General features: G+C 60.2%; 16 protein-coding genes. 9 read left to right on the top strand and 7 right to left on the bottom strand.

Features of this window, described 5'->3' with window-relative positions; translation table 11 throughout:
* Positions 1–49 precede the first annotated feature (49 nt).
* The 5 genes from serA to RHEC894_RS24385 all read left to right on the top strand — a co-directional run bounded on the left by serA (position 50) and on the right by RHEC894_RS24385 (position 5,652).
* The gene (gene serA, locus RHEC894_RS24405) at positions 50–1,288 is read left to right on the top strand and encodes a phosphoglycerate dehydrogenase (protein ID WP_085739571.1); all 1,239 of its coding nucleotides are present in this window, start codon (positions 50–52) and stop codon (positions 1,286–1,288) included.
* A gap of 749 nt (positions 1,289–2,037) precedes the next feature.
* Positions 2,038–2,643, top strand: a complete 606-nt coding sequence (locus RHEC894_RS24400) for a TetR/AcrR family transcriptional regulator (protein WP_015341827.1) — start codon at positions 2,038–2,040, stop codon at positions 2,641–2,643.
* A gap of 107 nt (positions 2,644–2,750) precedes the next feature.
* Positions 2,751–3,752: an NADP-dependent oxidoreductase gene (locus RHEC894_RS24395; protein WP_015341826.1), complete on the top strand. Its 1,002-nt coding sequence runs from the start codon at positions 2,751–2,753 to the stop codon at positions 3,750–3,752.
* Between the two features lie 78 nt (positions 3,753–3,830).
* On the top strand, positions 3,831–4,535 hold the full coding sequence (locus RHEC894_RS24390; RefSeq protein WP_015341825.1) for an SDR family oxidoreductase: 705 nt from the start codon (positions 3,831–3,833) through the stop codon (positions 4,533–4,535).
* A gap of 37 nt (positions 4,536–4,572) precedes the next feature.
* Positions 4,573–5,652, top strand: a complete 1,080-nt coding sequence (locus RHEC894_RS24385) for an alkene reductase (protein ID WP_085739570.1) — start codon at positions 4,573–4,575, stop codon at positions 5,650–5,652.
* Between the two features lie 274 nt (positions 5,653–5,926).
* On the opposite strand, the gene RHEC894_RS24380 is transcribed toward RHEC894_RS24385, so the two are convergent.
* The 6 genes from RHEC894_RS24380 to RHEC894_RS24355 all read right to left on the bottom strand — a co-directional run bounded on the left by RHEC894_RS24380 (position 5,927) and on the right by RHEC894_RS24355 (position 12,751).
* Positions 5,927–6,856 carry an electron transfer flavoprotein subunit alpha/FixB family protein gene (locus RHEC894_RS24380; protein WP_085739569.1) on the bottom strand — a complete coding sequence of 310 codons (930 nt, stop codon included), beginning with the start codon at positions 6,854–6,856 and terminating at the stop codon, positions 5,927–5,929.
* A 25-nt stretch (positions 6,857–6,881) separates the two neighbouring features.
* Positions 6,882–7,631, bottom strand: coding sequence for an electron transfer flavoprotein subunit beta/FixA family protein (locus tag RHEC894_RS24375; protein ID WP_010066813.1), 750 nt, complete (start codon positions 7,629–7,631; stop codon positions 6,882–6,884).
* Positions 7,632–7,730: 99 nt separating this feature from the next.
* Complete coding sequence (locus RHEC894_RS24370; RefSeq protein ID WP_085739568.1) at positions 7,731–8,876, bottom strand: CaiB/BaiF CoA-transferase family protein; 1,146 nt, start codon at positions 8,874–8,876, stop codon at positions 7,731–7,733.
* A 39-nt stretch (positions 8,877–8,915) separates the two neighbouring features.
* On the bottom strand, positions 8,916–10,580 hold the full coding sequence (locus tag RHEC894_RS24365; protein WP_085739567.1) for an electron transfer flavoprotein-ubiquinone oxidoreductase: 1,665 nt from the start codon (positions 10,578–10,580) through the stop codon (positions 8,916–8,918).
* A gap of 40 nt (positions 10,581–10,620) precedes the next feature.
* On the bottom strand, positions 10,621–11,508 hold the full coding sequence (locus tag RHEC894_RS24360; RefSeq protein WP_085739566.1) for a 3-hydroxybutyryl-CoA dehydrogenase: 888 nt from the start codon (positions 11,506–11,508) through the stop codon (positions 10,621–10,623).
* Positions 11,509–11,566: 58 nt separating this feature from the next.
* Complete coding sequence (locus tag RHEC894_RS24355) at positions 11,567–12,751, bottom strand: acyl-CoA dehydrogenase (RefSeq protein ID WP_085738218.1); 1,185 nt, start codon at positions 12,749–12,751, stop codon at positions 11,567–11,569.
* A 107-nt stretch (positions 12,752–12,858) separates the two neighbouring features.
* Between RHEC894_RS24355 and RHEC894_RS24350 the strand changes: the two genes are divergently transcribed.
* The 4 genes from RHEC894_RS24350 to RHEC894_RS24335 all read left to right on the top strand — a co-directional run bounded on the left by RHEC894_RS24350 (position 12,859) and on the right by RHEC894_RS24335 (position 18,726).
* Positions 12,859–13,773: a LysR family transcriptional regulator gene (locus RHEC894_RS24350; protein ID WP_085739565.1), complete on the top strand. Its 915-nt coding sequence runs from the start codon at positions 12,859–12,861 to the stop codon at positions 13,771–13,773.
* A gap of 131 nt (positions 13,774–13,904) precedes the next feature.
* Positions 13,905–16,658, top strand: coding sequence for a phosphoenolpyruvate carboxylase (gene ppc / locus RHEC894_RS24345; RefSeq protein ID WP_085739564.1), 2,754 nt, complete (start codon positions 13,905–13,907; stop codon positions 16,656–16,658).
* Between the two features lie 88 nt (positions 16,659–16,746).
* Positions 16,747–17,709 (top strand): C-terminal binding protein, encoded by a 963-nt coding sequence (locus RHEC894_RS24340; RefSeq protein WP_085739563.1) that lies wholly within the window; start codon positions 16,747–16,749, stop codon positions 17,707–17,709.
* Between the two features lie 21 nt (positions 17,710–17,730).
* Complete coding sequence (locus RHEC894_RS24335; RefSeq protein ID WP_085739562.1) at positions 17,731–18,726, top strand: aminoglycoside phosphotransferase family protein; 996 nt, start codon at positions 17,731–17,733, stop codon at positions 18,724–18,726.
* A 106-nt stretch (positions 18,727–18,832) separates the two neighbouring features.
* On the opposite strand, the gene RHEC894_RS24330 is transcribed toward RHEC894_RS24335, so the two are convergent.
* Complete coding sequence (locus tag RHEC894_RS24330; protein ID WP_029868078.1) at positions 18,833–19,384, bottom strand: NAD(P)H-dependent oxidoreductase; 552 nt, start codon at positions 19,382–19,384, stop codon at positions 18,833–18,835.
* Positions 19,385–19,428 lie beyond the last annotated feature (44 nt).

Genomic DNA, 19,428 nt, shown 5'->3' with positions numbered 1-19,428 from the left:
GCGGACGAGCGACTTTGGCTAAATTAATTCCGCTTTCGAAGGCAGTTCAATGACCGGACAACTTTCTCTTCCTCGCGAGCGGATTTCCGTGCTTTTGTTGGAAGGCATCAGTCAGAGCGCGGTGGACTACTTTGCGTCATCCGGTTACGTCAATCTCACTCACTTGCCGAAGGCTCTGGATGACAAGGATCTCAAAAGTCATATAGCCGAAGCGCATATTGTCGGAATTCGTTCACGCACGCATCTAACAGAGGAAATTCTCAGTTCCGCCAAGAAGCTCATGGCCGTCGGCTGTTTTTCCGTGGGGACAAATCAGGTCGACCTGGATGCGGCACGTCGACGCGGAATCCCGGTGTTCAACGCTCCCTATTCCAATACCCGCTCGGTCGCCGAGCTTGTGATCGGTGAGGTCATCGTGCTGACCAGGCGGATATTCCCCCGTTCGGTTTCCGCTCACGAAGGTGGATGGGACAAATCCGCGGAAGGTAGTCGTGAGATGCGCGGGAAAACGCTGGGCATCGTCGGCTACGGCAACATCGGCTCGCAGCTTAGCGTCCTTGCCGAAAGCATGGGCATGAACGTTCGCTACTTTGACCCTTCAGACAAGCTTCGCCACGGCAATTCGGAATCCATGGCTTCGCTCGGTGAGCTTCTCGAAATCTCCGATTTTGTGACGATGCATGTTCCGGAAACCAGTTCGACGCAAAACATGATCACTGAGGCCGAGCTGCGCAGAATGAAAAGGGGAGCCTTTTTCATCAACAATTCCCGCGGGACTGTGGTCGATCTTGAAGCGCTTGCGAAGGTTTTGAAAGACGGACATCTCGCAGGCGCGGCCGTGGACGTGTTCCCGAAAGAGCCGGCATCCAATAAAGAGCGGTTCGAAACGCCGCTGCAAGGTTTGGATAATGTCATTCTCACCCCGCATATTGGCGGCTCAACCGAGGAAGCCCAGGAGCGCATTGGAAGGGAAGTGGCCAGGAAGCTTGTCGAGTATTCCGACGTCGGCTCGACGCTGGGCGCGGTCAATTTTCCCCAGGTTCAGCTGCCGCCACGAGCGAATGGCACGCGCTTCATCCATGTTCATGAAAATCGCCCAGGCATCCTAAACAGTCTGAATACAATTTTTTCGTCCCGTGGATTTAATATCGTCGGCGAGTTCCTGCAGACGCACGGAGAAACGGGTTACGTGGTTGTTGAAGTCGAAGGCGTTAGCGAGACAGCGAATGAAATACTGGATTCACTTCGCCAGATTCCTGGAACGATACGAGCCCGATTGGTTTACTGACGCCGGTGGGAAGCTACCACTGTCCAAGTGTTCTCGAATTAGCAATATAGCTGAAACGCAGACGTTATTGGGGCCATTGAGCCGAAACCTTCAATGCGCCTGTGACGAGCTAACGCTGTTTGGCCTGCCTGTACGAAAACAAAGACGAGAATGAACGCCTTGATGGGTATCGAACCAACGGCCAATAGGTAAGAGGCGAACTCTCTCGACGACTTATGTCACCAACCGCGTTCAATTCCGCCAGATCGAAAACATTAGAGTCCCGCCAAGACCAACGGGTGGATTTCTTTTTCCGTAGTTAAAGAGCCCAGCAGCGAAGCTAATGTACCTTACCGAGAGCGGGTCCCGTCTGCTGCAGCGCCGCGTCAGGATCTTCTTCGGATTGCTCGCGCAGTTTACGATTAACTGGGCGCTGGTCCTTGAACCGACGACGTAATGCCCCCCTCGATACAGCGGCACCATGTATCTATCTCGCCGTGCGCTCGGGCTGAAGGTTGTTGAGTGACGGTGACCTTAGGGAGATAGTGGGGGTCCATACGGCCACGTGGAAGATGCGTTGGCTGACGGCACGTGACCCGCATAAGAAGCAGGCGACACCGTATGAAATACGACATGACCTTTGGTGCTTTGGCAAAGGCACCGATATACCGCTGACCTTTTTTCTTTCGGCTTCGTGCCCGCAGGGAAACCTCTCCCGCAAATTTGAACGATCAACGTCTCCGCACTTGCGTCATCGATTTACGTGTTATATGATGATCATCATGCGAAACTCAACAATCAATTCCCGAGCCGCCGCAAAGGAGGCTTCCCACAAACGGATCGTACAGGCTGCGGCACGCGCCATCCGCCGCAGTGGCTTTGACGGTACGGGTGTGGCAGACATCATGAAAGAGGCTGGCTTGACGCATGGTGCGTTCTACGCCCACTTCGACTCGCGAGAGGCCATGCTGGCCAAGGCGGCAGAGCAAGCTGGCGCCGAGTCAAACGCTGCTGGCGCCCTTGCCCTCTCCTCAGCGTGTTCAAAAGGAGCTTTCCAGGCATTGGTACAGGCCTACCTCTCCAAGGAGCATCTCATGAGCATTGAGACGGGATGCCCCGTGGCCGCACTTGGTTCCGAGATGCACCGTCAAGCGCCTGAGGTGCGCCGGGTGACCACGCGCGGTATCAAGGAAATGATCGATCAGGTCGCGCGCCAGCTACCGGACTGGGGGCAGCCAGACGCCCATGAGCGCGCTTTGGTGACGGTCGCTACCATGGTGGGCACGCTAATCTTGGCTCGCGCGGTCGATGACGCCGCCCTGTCGGAATCTTTGTGCAGTGCGGCATTGAAGCGTCTTGACTCCTCAGGGTCTTGATTGGCCGCCTCATTTTTTTTGACATTACATATGACGACCATCATATCAAAAGCCCCGTCAACTGCCACTGGTTGTGGTCCTGAATCTGGCACTACTGAGGAAAATCTATGAAAGCTTTCATCGTGGATCGTTACGGCAAGCGGGAGCCTTTGCGGGCTGTTGACGTGCCAGAACCGGAACTAATGGCCGACGAGGTGTTGATCGAGGTCTACGCGTCAGCCGTCAATCTCATCGACGCCAAAGTGCGCAACGGCGAGTTCAAGCTCATCCTGCCTTACCGCACCCCCTTCATCCTCGGGCACGACGTGGCCGGTGTGGTGGTTCGTGTCGGTGCCCGCGCTCGTCAATTCAAGGTGGGCGACGAGGTTTACGCGAGGCCCCGTGACCTGCGCATCGGAACCTTTGCAGAGCTCGTTGCGGTCAATGAGGATACCGTGGCGCTCAAGCCTAAGAACATCACCATGGAGGAGGCCGCCTCGATCCCCCTGGTCGGTTTGACGGCATGGCAGGCGCTGGTCGAGAAAGCAAAGCTTCAGAAGGGGCAGAAGGTATTCATCCAGGCGGGTTCCGGCGGCGTCGGAACATTTGCGATCCAGTTGGCCAAGCACCTGGGCGCCACCGTGGCCACCACCACCAGCGCCGGCAACGAGGCGCTGGTGAAAAGCCTGGGCGCGGATGTCGTGATCGATTACCGCAAAGACGCCTTTGAAGATCAGCTGCGCGACTACGACGTGGTGCTGAACAGTCAGGATGAAAAGACATTGAAGACGTCCATGGGCGTGCTCAAGCCTGGCGGTCACGTCGTGTCCATCACCGCGCCACCGGACCTGCAGTTTGGCAAGAATATCAAAGCGTCGTGGCCAGTGAGACAGATCTTCAGAGCGCTAAGTTTCAGCGTTCGCCGCAAAGCACGTCGCCTCGGGGTCAGCTACACCTTTCTGTTCATGAAGGGCAACGGAAGCCAGCTTCGTCGGATCGCATCGCTCATCGAGGCAGGCGCCATCCGCCCGGTGGTCGACAAGGTCTTCCCCTTCGAATCCACCAACGAAGCCCTGGCTTATGTCGAAAGCGGCCGGGCCAAAGGCAAGGTGGTGATCAAGATGCGATGACGTCCCACAGAACGACGCAGCACCCTCCGAAACATGACGAATTCACTTGAAAACTGAACCAATCAACTGGAGCCTTCCATGAACATTGAAAACTCTGTCGTCCTCGTCACCGGTGCCAACCGTGGCATCGGCCTCGCATTTGCCCGCGAGCTTCTCGCACGTGGCGCCCGCAAGGTCTACGCCGCCGCACGGGACCCTGCCACTGTGACGCTGCCGGGCGTGCATGCCTTGCGGCTTGATGTCACCAAGCCTGAAGAGATCGCGGCTGCAGCACGGGTGGCCACCGACGTGAACCTGGTGATCAACAACGCCGGGATAGCCCAGGTGGGTGGCTTTCTCGCCGATGACAGCGAAGAGGTGGCCCGACGCATCTTCGAGACCAACTTCTTCGGCGTGCTGAACGTGAGCAAGGCCTTTGCACCCGTGCTCAATAGCAACGGCGGTGGCGCATTGATCAATGTGCTGTCGGTGGCCTCGTGGATTAACGGCGCGGAGCTGGCTGCCTATTCGGCGAGCAAGTCAGCGGCATGGTCTTTGACCAATGCCTTGCGCCACGAGTTGGCCAGCCAGAAGACCCAGGTTCTGGGCCTGCACATGGCCGGCGTCGATACCGACCTCACGCGCGGCTTCGAGATTCCGAAGACCAGCCCCGAAGAGATCGTTCAGCGCGCACTCGACGGTCTGGCTGACGGCGCCGACGAGGTGCTGGCTGACGCGTTCACCGAACAGGTTCGGCGAGGCTTGACGGCCCCGCGCCCGGCCTACCTTCCCCAGGCCCAGTGAAATGACGTATGAATCCCGCATCGACAGAAAGCCCGACATGCTCTTTACACCCTTCGTTAATCCCTCCCTACAGTTGCGCAATCACATCGTGATGGCGCCTATGACGCGACACCGCGCCGTGGAACACAACACACCGAACGCCCTGATTGCCGAATACTACAGCCAACGGGCCACAGCCGGCCTGATCGTCACCGAGGGCACCTCGCCCTCACCCAATGGGCTGGGCTATCCACGCATTCCGGGCCTCTTCAACCAAGCCCATGTGCAGGGTTGGAAGCAAGTGACGCAGGCTGTCCACGCACAGGGCGGCAAGATCTTTGTGCAGCTGATGCATACCGGTCGCGTGGCTCATGCGGACAACCTGCCGTCGGGTGCTGAAGTTCTGGGACCGACTGCGGACATTTGCCCCGGCGAGATCCACACCGACTCGTCGGGCATGCAGCCGCACAGCGCGCCGCGCGCCATGACCACGGAGGACATCGCCCACGCGGTAGTGGAGTACGCTCGGTCGGCGCAACTGGCTATCGAGGCGGGTTTCGATGGTGTCGAGCTGCACGCGGCCAATGGCTATTTGATTGAGCAGTTCCTGAACGCCAGCGTCAACCGGCGTACCGATGGGTATGGGGACGGTCTGCATGGCCGTAACCGTTTTGCGCTGGAAGTGGTTCGCGCCACTGTTGCCGCCATTGGCGCAGACCGTGTTGGGATTCGCCTGTCACCGTTCGGCGTGTTGAACGGCACGGGCGGCTACCCCGATGTCGAAGCCCAGTATCTGGCGCTCGTCAAGGAACTGTCGCAGCTCGGCATTCTTTACGTCCACCTTCTGGACCATTCTGCCTTGGGTGCCCCTCCAGTGCCTGCCGAGCTGAAGTTACACCTGCGCAGCGCGTTCAAGGGCCTATTGATCCTGGCCGGTGGCTTCGACCAGGAAAGCGCCGAGCGTGCACTTAAGGAAGGTCAGGCGGATTTGATTGCTGTTGGCCGCCCCTTCATCGCCAACCCGGATCTGGTGGCGCGCATGCAGACAGGGGCGCCTCTCAACCCCTTGGACATGGCGACGTTGTACACCCCTGGCCATGAGGGCTACACCGACTACATAACGCTTAATCTGGCATAAAACACCGACTCATATCTTTGCTCGGGCTTTGTCCAGTCAACGACCTGCGCCCGCTCACGGCGGGAGCGTGAGATTGCAAAACGGGAAGCCCCACAGACAGTCTTCTATGGGTGAGAGATCGGGCGATCTCGCGATTTGGGTGAACCAGGGTCGTCGCCTTGAAGGGATGTGAACCGCCGACACACTTGGGTTAGATTGTCTATCTGGTTAAGGAGAAGGTCGGCACCAGGCCTGATTGGACGTCCCGCCATGCGCGCCACGTTCGGCCTCCCCGTTAAAGCGCCTTTTCGAGTTCGGGCAGGACGTCGAAGAGATCGGCGACGAGGCCGTAGTCGGCGACCTGGAAGATCGGCGCCTCCTCGTCCTTGTTGATGGCGACGATCACTTTCGAATCCTTCATGCCGGCCAGATGCTGGATGGCGCCGGAGATGCCGCAGGCGATATAGAGATCGGGCGCCACCACCTTGCCGGTCTGGCCGACCTGCCAGTCGTTCGGGGCATAGCCGGCATCGACGGCCGCACGGCTGGCGCCGACGGCGGCCCCGAGCTTGTCGGCAACCGGCAGGATGACCTCCTTGAACTTCTCCGCCGAACCCAAGGCCCGGCCGCCCGAGATGATGATCTTCGCCGATGTCAGTTCCGGCCGTTCCGAGGCCGACAGCGCATCGGAGACGAACCGCGACAGGCCCGCATCGGAGATGGCCGCGATCGCCTCGACGGAGGCCGAGCCGCCGGCCGGCGCAGAGGCAAAGGAGGCGGTGCGCACGGTGATCACGCGTTTGGCATCGCTTGCCTGCACCGTCTGGATGGCGTTGCCGGCATAGATCGGCCGCTTGAAGGTATCGGATGAGACGACTTCGATGATCTCCGAGATCTGGGCGACGTCGAGCAGGGCGGCGACCCGCGGCAGCACCGTCTTGCCGACCGAGGTGGCGGCAGAGACGATCGTGTCATAGGAGCCGGCCAGCGAGACGATCAGGTCGGCCAGCGACTCGGCCAGATTGTTGGCCAGCGCATCGCTTTCGGCGAGCAGCACCTTGGCCACACCGGAGAGTTTCGCCGCCTGATCGGCCGCAGCCTTGGCGGCCTTGCCGGCGACGAGGATGTGCACGTCGCCGCCGATCTGGCTTGCTGCCGTCAGCGCCTTGGCGGTCTGGTCGGAGAGATGATTGCCGTCATGGTCGGCCAGAAGAAGAATGGTCATGATAGTTGCTCCTGTTCCTGCCCGATTACAGCACGCCGGCTTCGTTCTTCAGCTTGTCGACCAGTTCGGCGACCGACTTGACCTTGACGCCGGCCTTGCGGCCACTCGGCTCCTCGGTCTTCAGCACCTTCAGCCGCGGCGTCGTATCGACGCCGAAGTCGGCCGGAGCTTGTCTGTCGAGCGGCTTCTTCTTCGCCTTCATGATGTTCGGCAGCGAGGCGTAACGCGGCTCGTTCAGGCGCAGGTCGGTGGTCACGACCGCCGGCAGCTTGATCTCGATCGTCTGCAGGCCGCCATCGACCTCGCGGGTCACGGTCGCCTTGCCATCCCCAATCTCGATCTTCGAGGCGAAGGTCGCCTGGGCCGAACCGAGCAGGGCCGCCAGCATCTGGCCGGTCTGGTTGGAATCGTCGTCGATCGCCTGCTTGCCGGTGATGATCAGGCCCGGCTGTTCGGCATCGGCGACCGCCTTGAGGATCTTGGCGACGGCGAGCGGCTCGACCTGATCGTCGGTCTCGACCAGGATCGCCCGGTCGGCGCCCATGGCAAGTGCCGTCCGCAGCGTCTCCTCGGCCTTGGCCGGGCCGATCGACACCACCACCACTTCCTCGGCCTTGCCGGCCTCCTTCAATCTCAGAGCCTCTTCCACCGAGATCTCGTCGAACGGGTTCATCGACATCTTCACATTGGCAAGCTCGACACCCGTGCCATCCGGCTTCACCCGGATCTTCACGTTGTAGTCGACAACCCGTTTGACTGGGACGAGAATCTTCATGGGCGATCTCCATCTGTGCCGATTTATTAACCGTGTCTCGACAGAGTCATCTGCAGCGCTGCGGCGGACGTAAGTCGAAATTCACATGCATTCGCCGAGCTAGGTCGTCGATGACCAATCACACGATACCTTGCCGTTGTGCTCACCCAACTGGGGCGATCGCCTTTGGGAGGTAAGCGCAGTTCCGGAGAAGATGATTGGTGTCCTGATGCCTGCAATTCCGTCATTTACTATCGACATTCCTCGGTGCGCGACTTGCGGATCAGCGAAGACGTCTTCCACAGTGTTGATCGGTCCGGCGGGAACGCCCACGCGTGCAAGATCGGCCAGCAAATCCGTTCGTTTGAAAAGCTTCGTCTGCGCCTCCATGACCGATGTCAGCTCCTCTCGATGACGCACCCTGTCCGCGTTCGTCTTGAAACGGGCGTCGGCGGCCACAGACGACAGCCGGAGGACATCGCAGATGCGTGCGAACTGGCTGTCGTTTCCGCAGGCGATAATGATATTGCCGTCGGATACCGGGAATACCTGATATGGCGCGATGTTAGGATGGGCATTGCCGAGCCGCGTCGGCGCCTTTCCCGAGGCCAGGAAATTCATCGCCTGGTTAGCCAATACGGCGACCGTGCTGTCCAGCAGCGCCATATCGATATGCTGCCCCTCCCCCGTGCTGTTGCGGAGGATCAAAGCGGCCTGGATTGCGATGACCGAATAGAGGCCGGTGAAGATATCGCCGAACGCCACGCCGATTTTCTGCGGCTCCCGGCCCGGCTCACCGGTCAAATCCATGATGCCCGCCATGCCCTGGACGATGAAATCATAACCTGCACGCCCGGCATACGGGCCGGTTTGGCCAAAGCCGGTAATCGAGCAGTAGATCAGCTTCGGATTGATCGCCTTCAGGCTCTCGTAATCGAGACCGAACTTCTTCAGCCCGCCGACCTTGAAGTTCTCGATGACGACGTCCGCGTTCGCGATCAGTGCGCGCAGTTTTTCGACATCTTCCGCCGCGTTGAAATCCGCCGTGATGCTCAGTTTTCCGCGATTGCAGCTATGGAAGTAGGCTGCCGCGACATCATCGTCATCGGTGATGAAGGGAGGCCCCCAGCGGCGCGTATCGTCGCCCTCCGGGCTTTCCACTTTGATGACGGTTGCTCCGAGATCGGCAAGTGTCTGTCCGGCCCACGGACCGGCCAGGATACGCGCCAGTTCCACGACTCGAACGCCTTCAAGCGGAAATTGCATGGGTAACTCCCTGATCATTGCCTAGCTCGCCGATCCGCCTCACATATTCGGATAGACAGGCCCCTCGCCGCCCTGCGGCGGCACCCAGTTGATGTTCTGGTTCGGGTCCTTGATGTCGCAGGTCTTGCAGTGCACGCAGTTCTGGGCGTTGATGACGAATGTCTTGTCGCCGTCCTTCTCCACCCATTCATAGACGCCGGCCGGACAGTAGCGCGTCGACGGGCCGGCATAGATACCGAGTTCGGAGGCCTTCTGCAGGGCGATGTCCTTCACCTGCAGATGCACCGGCTGGTCCTCCTCGTGATTGGTGTTCGACAGGAACACCGAGGACAGACGGTCGAAGGTCAGGACGCCATCCGGCTTCGGATAGGCGATCGGCTTGTGCTGGGCGGCCGGCTCCAGGCTTTCCGCATCGGTCTTGCCGTGACCAAGCGTGCCGAAGAGCGACAGGCCGAAGAGCTGGTTGGTCCACATGTCGAGACCGCCGAGCGCCACTCCGATCGCCGTGCCGAACCTCGACCACAGCGGCTTGACGTTCCGGACGCGCTTCAGATCCTTGCCGATGTCGGTCGCCCGCCATTCCTTCTCGATCTCGACAACCTCGTCATGGCTGCGGCCGGATACAATCGCCGCCGCCAGCTTCTCGGCCGCCAGCATGCCCGACAGCACCGCATTGTGGCTACCCTTGATGCGCGGCACGTTGACGAGACCGGCCGAACAGCCGATCAGCGCCCCGCCGGGGAAGGTCAGCTTCGGCACCGACTGGTAGCCGCCCTCGGTGATGGCGCGCGCGCCATAGGAGAGCCGCTTGCCGCCCTCGAAGGTGCCGCGAATGGCAGGATGCGTCTTGAAGCGCTGGAACTCCTCGGAGGGATAGAGATAGGGGTTCTTGTAGTTCAGGTGGACGACGAAGCCGACCGCCACCAGATTGTCTTCGAGGTGATAGAGGAAGGAGCCGCCGCCGGTCTTCATGCCGAGCGGCCAGCCGAAGGAATGCTGCACCAGTCCCTGTTTGTGGTGCTCCGGCTTGACCTGCCAGAGCTCCTTGATGCCGATGCCGAACTTCTGCGGCTCGCGGTCCTTCGACAGGTCGAACTTGGCGATCAACTGCTTGGCAAGCGAGCCGCGCACACCCTCGCCGATCAGCACATATTTGCCGCGCAGTTCCATGCCGCGGGTATAGTTCGGGCCGGGCTCGCCGTTCTTCTCGATGCCCATGTCGCCGGTGGCAACGCCGATCACCGCGCCGGCATCATCATAGAGCACTTCGGTTGCGGCAAAGCCCGGATAGATCTCGACGCCGAGCTCTTCCGCCTTGGTCGCGAGCCAGCGACAGACGTTGCCGAGCGAGACGATGTAGTTACCGTGATTGTTCATCAGCGGCGGCATCATGAAATTGGGCAGGCGGATCGAGCCGGCGGGACCGAGAAACAGAAACTGGTCGTCGGTCACCTCGGTCTTGAAGGGATGATCGCCATCCTCGCGCCAACCGGGCAGCAGCCGATCGATGCCGATCGGATCGACGACGGCGCCGGAGAGGATATGCGCACCCACTTCCGAGCCCTTCTCAAGCACGACGACCGAAAGCTCCGGATTGACCTGCTTCAGCCGGATCGCCGCCGCCAGACCGGCCGGACCCGCACCGACGATCACCACGTCGAATTCCATGCTCTCTCGACCCTCGCCTACGTGTTCTTCGCTCATGATCGATGCCTTACAATCTCGAGGTTGAAATGCGATGGGGTCAGCGGGTTGGCCGCGCCGGAACGTAGCTGTAGTCGTAGAACCCGCGTTGCGCCTTGCGCCCGAGCCAGCCGGCCTCGACATATTTGACCAGCAGCGGGCATGGGCGGTATTTGCTATCAGCCAGTCCTTCGTGAAGGACCTGCATGATGGAAAGGCATGTGTCCAAACCGATGAAATCGGCCAGTTCGAGCGGCCCCATCGGATGATTGGCACCGAGCTTCATGCCGGTGTCTATGGCTTCAACGTTTCCGACACCCTCATAGAGCGTGTAGATCGCTTCGTTGATCATGGGGATGAGGACGCGGTTTACGATGAAAGCCGGAAAATCCTCGGAGACGGTGACGGTTTTGCCGATGGATTCGGCGAAATCCCTCGCTATAGCAAACGCCTCCTGATCCGTACCGATGCCGCGAACCAGCTCGACCAGCTTCATAACCGGTACCGGATTCATGAAGTGTATTCCTATGAAACGATGGGGCCTGTCGGTCGACGCGGCGAGCCGCGTTATGGAGAGCGACGATGTGTTCGTCGCCACGATCGCCTCGGGCTTCAGGACGGGGCAGACGCCCGTGAAGACCTTTCTCTTGACGTCTTCATTCTCGCTGACCGCTTCGACGACCAAATCGGCGCTCGCCAGATCCGAGAGCGAGAACGCTCCCTTTATTCGGGAGATCGCCTCTTCAGCCGCCTCGCCCGGCATTTTGCCGGTCTCGACCTGGCGTCTAAAATATCCGGCGCTCGCTTCAATGCTCGCGCGGACCCGGCTTTTATCGAGATCGTAAACCAAGGCCGCGTACCCATGTTTCGCCACGACTTCCGAAATCCCAGTCCCCATCTGGCCGGCGCCAATCACCGCGACGGTAGAAATCTTATTCGCTATAGGCATGCTGCCTCTCGTTGATCCGGAGGTTGAAGGACGTTTCTGCCGAACAGATTACGAGGAATTAGAAGAACGCCTGGAGGCCCGTCTGCGCGCGCCCGAGGATCAGGGCGTGGACGTCGTGGGTGCCCTCATATGTGTTGACCGTTTCCAGGTTCTGCGCGTGGCGCATGACATGGTATTCGATCTGAATGCCGTTGCCGCCATGCATGTCCCGGGCCTGCCGCGCTATATCAAGCGCCTTGCCGCAGTTGTTGCGCTTGACGAGCGAGACCATTTCCGGAGCCATCTTGTGCTCATCCATCAGACGGCCGACGCGAAGCGAGCCCTGCAGTCCGAGCGTGATCTCGGTCATCATATCGGCGAGCTTCTTTTGATAAAGCTGCATCCCCGCCAGCGGCTTGCCGAACTGCTTGCGGTCGAGACCATATTGACGGGCGCGGAACCAGCAGTCCTCGGCCGCTCCCATGACGCCCCAGGAAATGCCGTAACGGGCGCGGTTGAGACAGCCGAACGGCCCCTTGAGGCCGGAAACGCCGGGCAGAAGCGCGTCCTCGGTAACCTCGACACTGTCCATCACGATTTCGCCTGTGATCGAGGCACGCAGCGAAAGCTTGCCGCCGATCTTCGGAGCCGAAAGTCCCTTCATGCCCTTTTCGAGAACGAATCCGCGTATTTCGTTGTTGTGGGCCTCGGACTTTGCCCAGACGACGAAGACATCGGCAATCGGCGAGTTCGAGATCCACATCTTCGAGCCGCGCAATCGGTAGCCGCCTTCAATTTTTTCGGCGCGGGTCTTCATCCCACCAGGATCGGAGCCGGCGTCGGGCTCGGTCAGGCCGAAACAGCCGATCAGTTCACCCGACACGAGGCCCGGCAGATATTTCTTCTTCTGCTCGTCGGAGCCGTAGGCGAAGATCGGGTAAATGACCAGCGAGGATTGCACGCTCATCATCGAGCGAAATCCGGAGTCGATGCGCTCGACCTCGCGAGCGATCAGTCCATAAGCGACGTAGGATGCGTTCGCGGCCCCGTACTCCTCCGGCAGCGTCACACCGAGAAGGCCGGTCTGCCCCATCAATCTGAACAGTTCCGGGTCGGTCGTTTCCTCGAGGTAGGCGTCCTCAACGCGCGGCAGGAGTTCGGATTCCGCGAAAGCCGCGGCGGACTCGCGGATCATCCGCTCATCTTCGGTCAGCTGGTCATCGAGCAGAAAGGGGTCATTCCATGAAAAGGCCAAGATCGTCATCCTCCCATTGAGGTTTTCAGCAACTCGATTGGAGGGAATGAAAGCCGTTTCTCCGACATTGCGAAAGCGAGGTTTACTCATCAGCCTATGAGCTATAGTAATAGCTTATGGCAAACCTTTCGCGACGACTGCTTCCCTCGACCTCCGCTCTCGCGGCTTTCGATTCCGTCGCGCGGCTGAGCACCTTCTCCGCGGCGGCCGAGGAGCTTTCCCTGACGCAAGGAGCCATCAGCCGGCAGATTGCCGCGCTGGAAGAACAGCTGGGCGTTTTGCTGTTCGAGCGCACCAGCCGCGGCGTCATTCTCACAGAGGCCGGCACCGATTATGCGCGGGCTATTGCCAGCGCTCTGGCGGAAATCCGCTCCGCTTCGCTGCACGCCATGACCAAACAGCATAACGATCAGCTCAATCTTGCCATCTTGCCAACGTTCGGCACCCGCTGGCTGATGCCGCGCATTCCCGAATTTGTCGCCAGACATCCGGAGATCACACTGAACTTCGCGACGCGCATAGGGCTGTTCGATTTCGACCGCGACGACATCGATATGGCGATCCATATCGGCCAGCCCGACTGGCCGGGTGCGGAAAGCACATTTCTCATGGAGGAGATGGTGGCGCCGGTCGCCTCCCCGTCTTTTCTGAACTCGCATCCCGTCTTGAAAGCTGAAGATCTGCTTCGCCTTCCGCTGCTGCAGATGGCATCGCGGCCGGGGGCCTGGAGCCATTTTTTCGAGAGCCTGCAGGTCAGCGGCGCCCCGTCGCAGGCGATGCGGTTCGAACAGTTCAGCAACGTGGCCCAGGCCTGCATCGCCGGGCTGGGGCTCGCTTTGATGCCGCTTTTCCTCATCGACTCCGAGCTTGCGAATGGCCAGCTCGTTCAAGCCTTTCCGCATCAGGTCAAAAGCCCCAGCGCCTATTATGCGGTCGCACCACTCAGCAGGAAGGACTTCCGTCCTGTCGTGGCGTTCCGCGCATGGCTCTTGGAAGAGGTCGCGCGTTACCAGCAAGGCACTGCCGGCTAATCCGGGCCTATTCGACCATTCGCTCCTGCTCGATTGCAAGCATTCTTGACTCTTCAGCCAAATCCTGCCAGTTTTATGCTAACGTTAGCATAAGGAATGCACGTGTGGATCTTCAGTTGAGAAAAACAGGCATGCCGGGAAGGCGCCTCACGGCCAGAGCCCTGGTCAAGGATGTTCGGCTGCTCAGGCGCCTTTTGTGCGAAGCCATTGAAGCAAGCGACGGCAGGGAGGTCCGCGAGATCGTCGAACAGGTCCGCACTCTTTCGGTGACCGGCCACAGAAAAACCAGTCCGCGCCTGAACGAAAAGCTCGCCCCCTTCTGCGCAGACATGCCTCCCCGGACCCTGAAGCGCGTGATCCGCGCATTCAGCCAGTTTTCCCAGCTCGTGAACATCGCTGAAGACGCTCACCAGGCCAGAATGCAGCGCTTCGGCATCGCCGATGGCGAACCTGCCGTGCCGGGAACGATTGCCAGATCGCTTTCGGTTCTCGCTGCCGCCGGCGTAGAGGCGGAGGATATCCGCAAGCTGCTGTCGGAAGCGGTCGTCTCGCCCGTTTTCACGGCGCATCCGACCGAGGTCCGGCGAAAGAGCGTTATCGACATAGAGCAGGAGCTTGCCCGATGCTTGAGCCGGCTCGATCAGGCCGGCCTGACGGCGCAGGAGGCGGATCGATATCGGGAGGATCTGGAACGAGCGACGACGACGCTTTGGCAAACGAACAGCCTTCGAGGGCGGCGGCTGCAGGTCGTGGACGAAATCCTCAATGGCTTATCCTATTACGACAGCACCATTTTCCGCGTCATCCCGGAAATTTATAGGGCCCTCGAAAATCAGCTTCGAGCCTCGCCCTGGAGCTTCGGGCAAGACGCGCTGCCGCCATTCCTGCGCATGGGTTCGTGGATCGGCGGCGACCGCGATGGCAATCCCTATGTCAACGGCGCGACCTTGAGGGAGGCGCTCCGGCTGCAGAGTGAGCGAGTTTTCTCGTTCTATCTCGGCGAACTGCACAGCCTTGGCGCCGAACTTTCCTTGGATGACCGGTATGTGAAGGTCTCGCGGGACCTTCAGCGCCTCGCGACCGTCTCTCCCGATAGATCGGAGCAGCGCCGGCACGAGCCGTATCGCCTGGCGATCTCGGGTATCTATGCTCGCCTGGCGGCCACGGCCCGTAAATTCGGCAGCACCGAACTCGTTCGCGAACCTGTTGCGGCCGCCCCCCGCTACCGGCGCCCCGCGGAATTCGCCGAAGACCTGGCGACGATCAGTGAGTCTCTGATGGCCAATGGCGCAGAAAAGATCGCCGCTGGAAAATTGCGCAACCTCCAACGCGCCGTAGACGTCTTCGGCTTTCATCTCGTCAGCCTCGATTTGCGACAGAATTCCGAGGTTCATCAGCGGGTTATTCATGAGCTTTTCGAGAGCGTGCGCCCCGGCACAGGCTATGAAGCGCTCGTCGAGAGCGACAGGATCCGCTTGCTCACTGAGGAACTCCGCTCTTCCCAGCTGCTGGTTACACCGCTCAAGACCTATTCGGCCGAAACGATGTCGGAGCTTTCCGTCCTGCGTGAAGCCGCCGAGGCCCATAAGCATTATGGCCGCGCCTGCATCCCGAATTACATCATCTCGAAGGCGGCAAGCCCCTCCGACCTGCTGGAGGTCATGATCCTGTTCCGGGAGGCTGGACTGTTCCGGCCCGATGAGCCTGAAGCGGCCTCGGTCAATATCATCCCGCTTTTCGAGACGATCTCGGATCTTCGAAACTCGCATGACGTGATGCAGACAGTTTTGACCATAGAAGCCTATCGGACTTACCTGGCGGCACTCGGCGGCAAACAGGAAATCATGCTCGGCTATTCCGACAGCAACAAGGACGGCGGTTATCTGACGTCGGGATGGGAACTTTATAAGGCAGAGATGGCCTTCATTCGGCTTTTCGAGCGTGAGGGCATTCGCCTCAGCCTGTTTCACGGCCGCGGGGGCTCCGTGGGCCGCGGCGGCGGTCCGAGCTACGAGGCCATCACCGCCCTGCCGCCCGGCGCGGTTGCCGGATCGATCCGTCTGACGGAACAAGGTGAAGTCATTGCAGCGAAATATTCCAATCCGGCACTCGGCCGCCGAAATCTGGAACTGCTGATCGCCGCGACGCTGGAGGCGTCTTTGCTGCCTTCCGACGCGCAAGAACCGGATCCCGAATATCTCGGCGCCACGGAGGAGCTGTCTGAGATCGCTTTTGGCGCCTATCGCTCCTTGGTTTACGAGACCGAAGGATTTGAGGGCTTTTTCTGGGAAGCCACAATCATTGGCGAAATCGCTAAGCTGAACATTGGCAGCCGCCCAGCCTCACGCAGCTCGTCCCGCCGCATCGAAGATCTTCGCGCGATACCATGGGTGTTCGGCTGGTCGCAAAGCCGCATCATGCTGCCCGGTTGGTTTGGATTTGGCTCGGCCGTCGGACAGTGGCTGGCCAGGCACCCCGACGGATTGCAAACTCTTCAAAGGATGCATCGGGACTGGCCTTTCTTCCAGACTTTGATCGCCAACATGGAGATGGTGCTGGCCAAAACCAACATGGCGATCGCGGCGCGGTATGTCGACCTCGCCCCTGACGCATCCGCCCACGAGAAAATCTTCGCACGCATAAAAGACGAATGGGAAGCGACGACGGCCGCATTGTTCGGCATAACGGATCAGGCCTCGTTCCTGGAGAATAATCCGGCGTTGAAGCAGTCGATCCATCATCGCTTTCCATGCCTCGATCCGCTGAACCACATGCAGATCGACCTTCTTCGCCGCCGCCGCGCCGGAGAACGGGACCAGGATACGGAGGAGGCGCTGCACCTGACCATCAATGGAATTGCCGCCGGGCTGCGAAACAGCGGCTAGCAAGCCGTCAATGCGGATGGCCTAAGCCTATTTTTCTTGACCACGGCGAAAATATTGCGCTAACGTTTGCACAAACTGGGAGGAAATCATGACACGAACCGTACTGTTGACGGACTACGCCTGGCCGGATGACAAGGTGGAGCGCGAGGTGATCGAGCGGGCCGGTTTCACCCTCGTCAGCGGCCCCGCCGAGCCGTCGCCTTCTGCCGAGATCGACGCTTTGGCCGCAGAGCATAAGCCGGACGCCATCCTGACCTGCTGGGCTCAGGTCAGCGAGACGGCGATCGCTGCATCTCCCAATCTCAAGATCGTCGCGCGTCTCGGAGTCGGGCTGGACAATATTGCCGTCGATGCGGCCACGGAGCGGGGGATCTGGGTCACGAACGTTCCCGACTATTGCGTCACGGAAGTATCAGACCACGCCGTCGGTTTTGCGATTGCCTGGGCCCGCGGCCTGGTCCACTTCGATCGCGAGGTGCGCGATGGCCGCTGGGACCCGGCTTCGGCAAATCTCCGTCGGCTTTCGGAGCTGACCTGCGGCATCGTCGGCTTCGGTCGCATCGGCCGCGCGACGGCCGCAAAAATGCAGGCGCTCGGATGCCGCGTGACGGCACACGATCCCCATGCCTCGAACGTGCCTGCCAATGTGGAGCTTGCCGGCTTCGATACGCTTCTGGGCAAAAGCGATATCGTCATTGTCCATGCGCCGCTTTCACCTGCAACGCGCCATCTGATCAACAGGGACGCCATCTCGAAGATGCGGCGGGGAAGCCTGCTGGTCAACGTCAGCCGGGGCGGCGTCGTGGATACCGCCGCCGTGATCGAGGGCCTGGCCTCCGGCATTCTGAGCGGGGTCGGCCTCGATGTGCTCGAGGATGAACCACGCGTTCCCCCGGAGCTGATTGCTCACCCGGGCGCGATGATCACGCCGCATGTCGCCTTCTCCTCGGATGCTTCGCTGATCGAGCTGCGCCGCCGGGCCGCGGAGGAGGTCGTCAGGGTTCTCTCCGGAGAGATGCCTGAACAAGCCCGCAACAGCCCCCGCCGCTAATGCCGCAAGGACACTGAATTCATGCCTGTAGCCGAGACCACGATTTTCGACGATTTCCTGCTGAAGAGCGGCCTGATGAGCGCTTCCGAGGAGGCGATCTATAAGCCCCTGACGGGTGGCGTTTCTTCAGATATCTACCGCGTGGAGCTTCCCGGCCGGCTTATCTGCGTGAAACGCGCACTTGCCAAGCTTAAAGTATCCGCCGATTGGCAGGCGCCGGTGTCGAGAAATCTATACGAATGGAACTGGATCTCCTTCGTGGCGGAGCATTTCCCTTCCGCCGTTCCGAAACCTCTCGCGCATGACGCGCCATCTGGCATTTTCGCAATGGAATTTCTGCCGAGCGACGAGTACCCGCTGTGGAAGACCAGCCTTCTTCACGGGCACGTCGACCGAAAGGCGGCAGAGGTCACTGGCCGGCGGATCGGACAGATCCATTCCGTCAGCGCCCGCACATCGGGCTTGCCGGAAAGATTTGACTCCGGACCCAACTTCTATGCTCTCCGGCTTGAGCCCTACCTGGTGGCGACCGCCGCCAAACATCCCTTCGTCAGCGATCGCCTGGCCGAGCTGGTTCAGCGCACGGCCGAAACAAAGTTGGCGCTGGTCCATGGCGACGTCAGCCCGAAGAACATCCTGTTGGGCAGGAACGGCCCCGTGTTCCTGGATGCCGAATGCGCCTGGTTCGGCGATCCGGCTTTCGACCTGGCCTTCTGCCTGAACCATCTGCTGCTGAAGAAGATCGTTGCCGCAAAGGCGGCATCCGAGCTCGCATCGTCATTCGCGGCCTTGACGGCAGCCTATATGGATCAGGTCGATTGGGAAGATCGGGACGCTCTCGAAGCCCGGGCCGCGAGCCTGCTGCCCGCCCTCTTCCTCGCCCGGGTCGATGGCAAATCGCCCGTCGAATACATAACCGACGAATGTCAGCGCGAGGCGGTCCGCAAGGCGGCTATCCCATTGATCGCGTCGCCGCCGCAAAAGCTCGCTGACGTGGCGCAGGTCTGGTTTCCGTAAGGAACCCAGGCTTTTCCGGAGCAGTACGCTTTTCACTTCAATGAAAATGAAAAAGCCGTCGCGCTGTTGTTCGCGACGGCTGATAAAATCTTGCAGCGGCTTCGGCTCAGAACCGGGCGACCCAGCTTTCGAACGCAACCAGGAAGCTCTCGATGAACTTCTGGGTTCCTTCGTTGAGGAATACCCCATGGTCGCCCACCAATTTGTCGGCTGTGCTGAGGTAAACCTCAGGCTGGGGCATGGTCGGCACGTTGATATTGGTCAGGATAACCCGGAGCTGAAGCGCTGCCGCTGCGCCGCCGATGAGACCGGGAGAAGCGCCGGTCACCGCGCCGGGCTTGTGATCCCACACGCTTTTTCCGAACGGCCGAGAGCCGACTTCGATCGCATTCTTCAATGCCGCCGGCACGGATCTATTATATTCCGGCGTCACGAAAATTGCCCCATCGCAAGCCTTGATGCGCTCGCGGAAGGACGTCCATTCCGTCGGCGGCGTCTCGGTTTCCAGGTCCTGGTTATAGAGCGGAAGATCGCCGATCGGCACGATTTCCAGGTTCAGCCCGTCAGGCGCCACTTTCTGCATGGCGCGGGCGAATTTCAGGTTGATCGAAGCCTGACGAAGGCTCCCGACCAGGACCGCGATATCTTTCTTGGACATGTTCTCTCTTCTCGCGTGAGGGAGGCGCCGGCCGCAGCCGGCGC

It is taken from the genome of Rhizobium sp. CIAT894 (genome assembly GCF_000172795.2).
In the GTDB taxonomy this organism is placed as follows: Bacteria; Pseudomonadota; Alphaproteobacteria; order Rhizobiales; family Rhizobiaceae; genus Rhizobium.
Note: the sequence above shows the minus strand (reverse complement) of the source record. Positions and strands in the feature narration are given on the sequence as shown.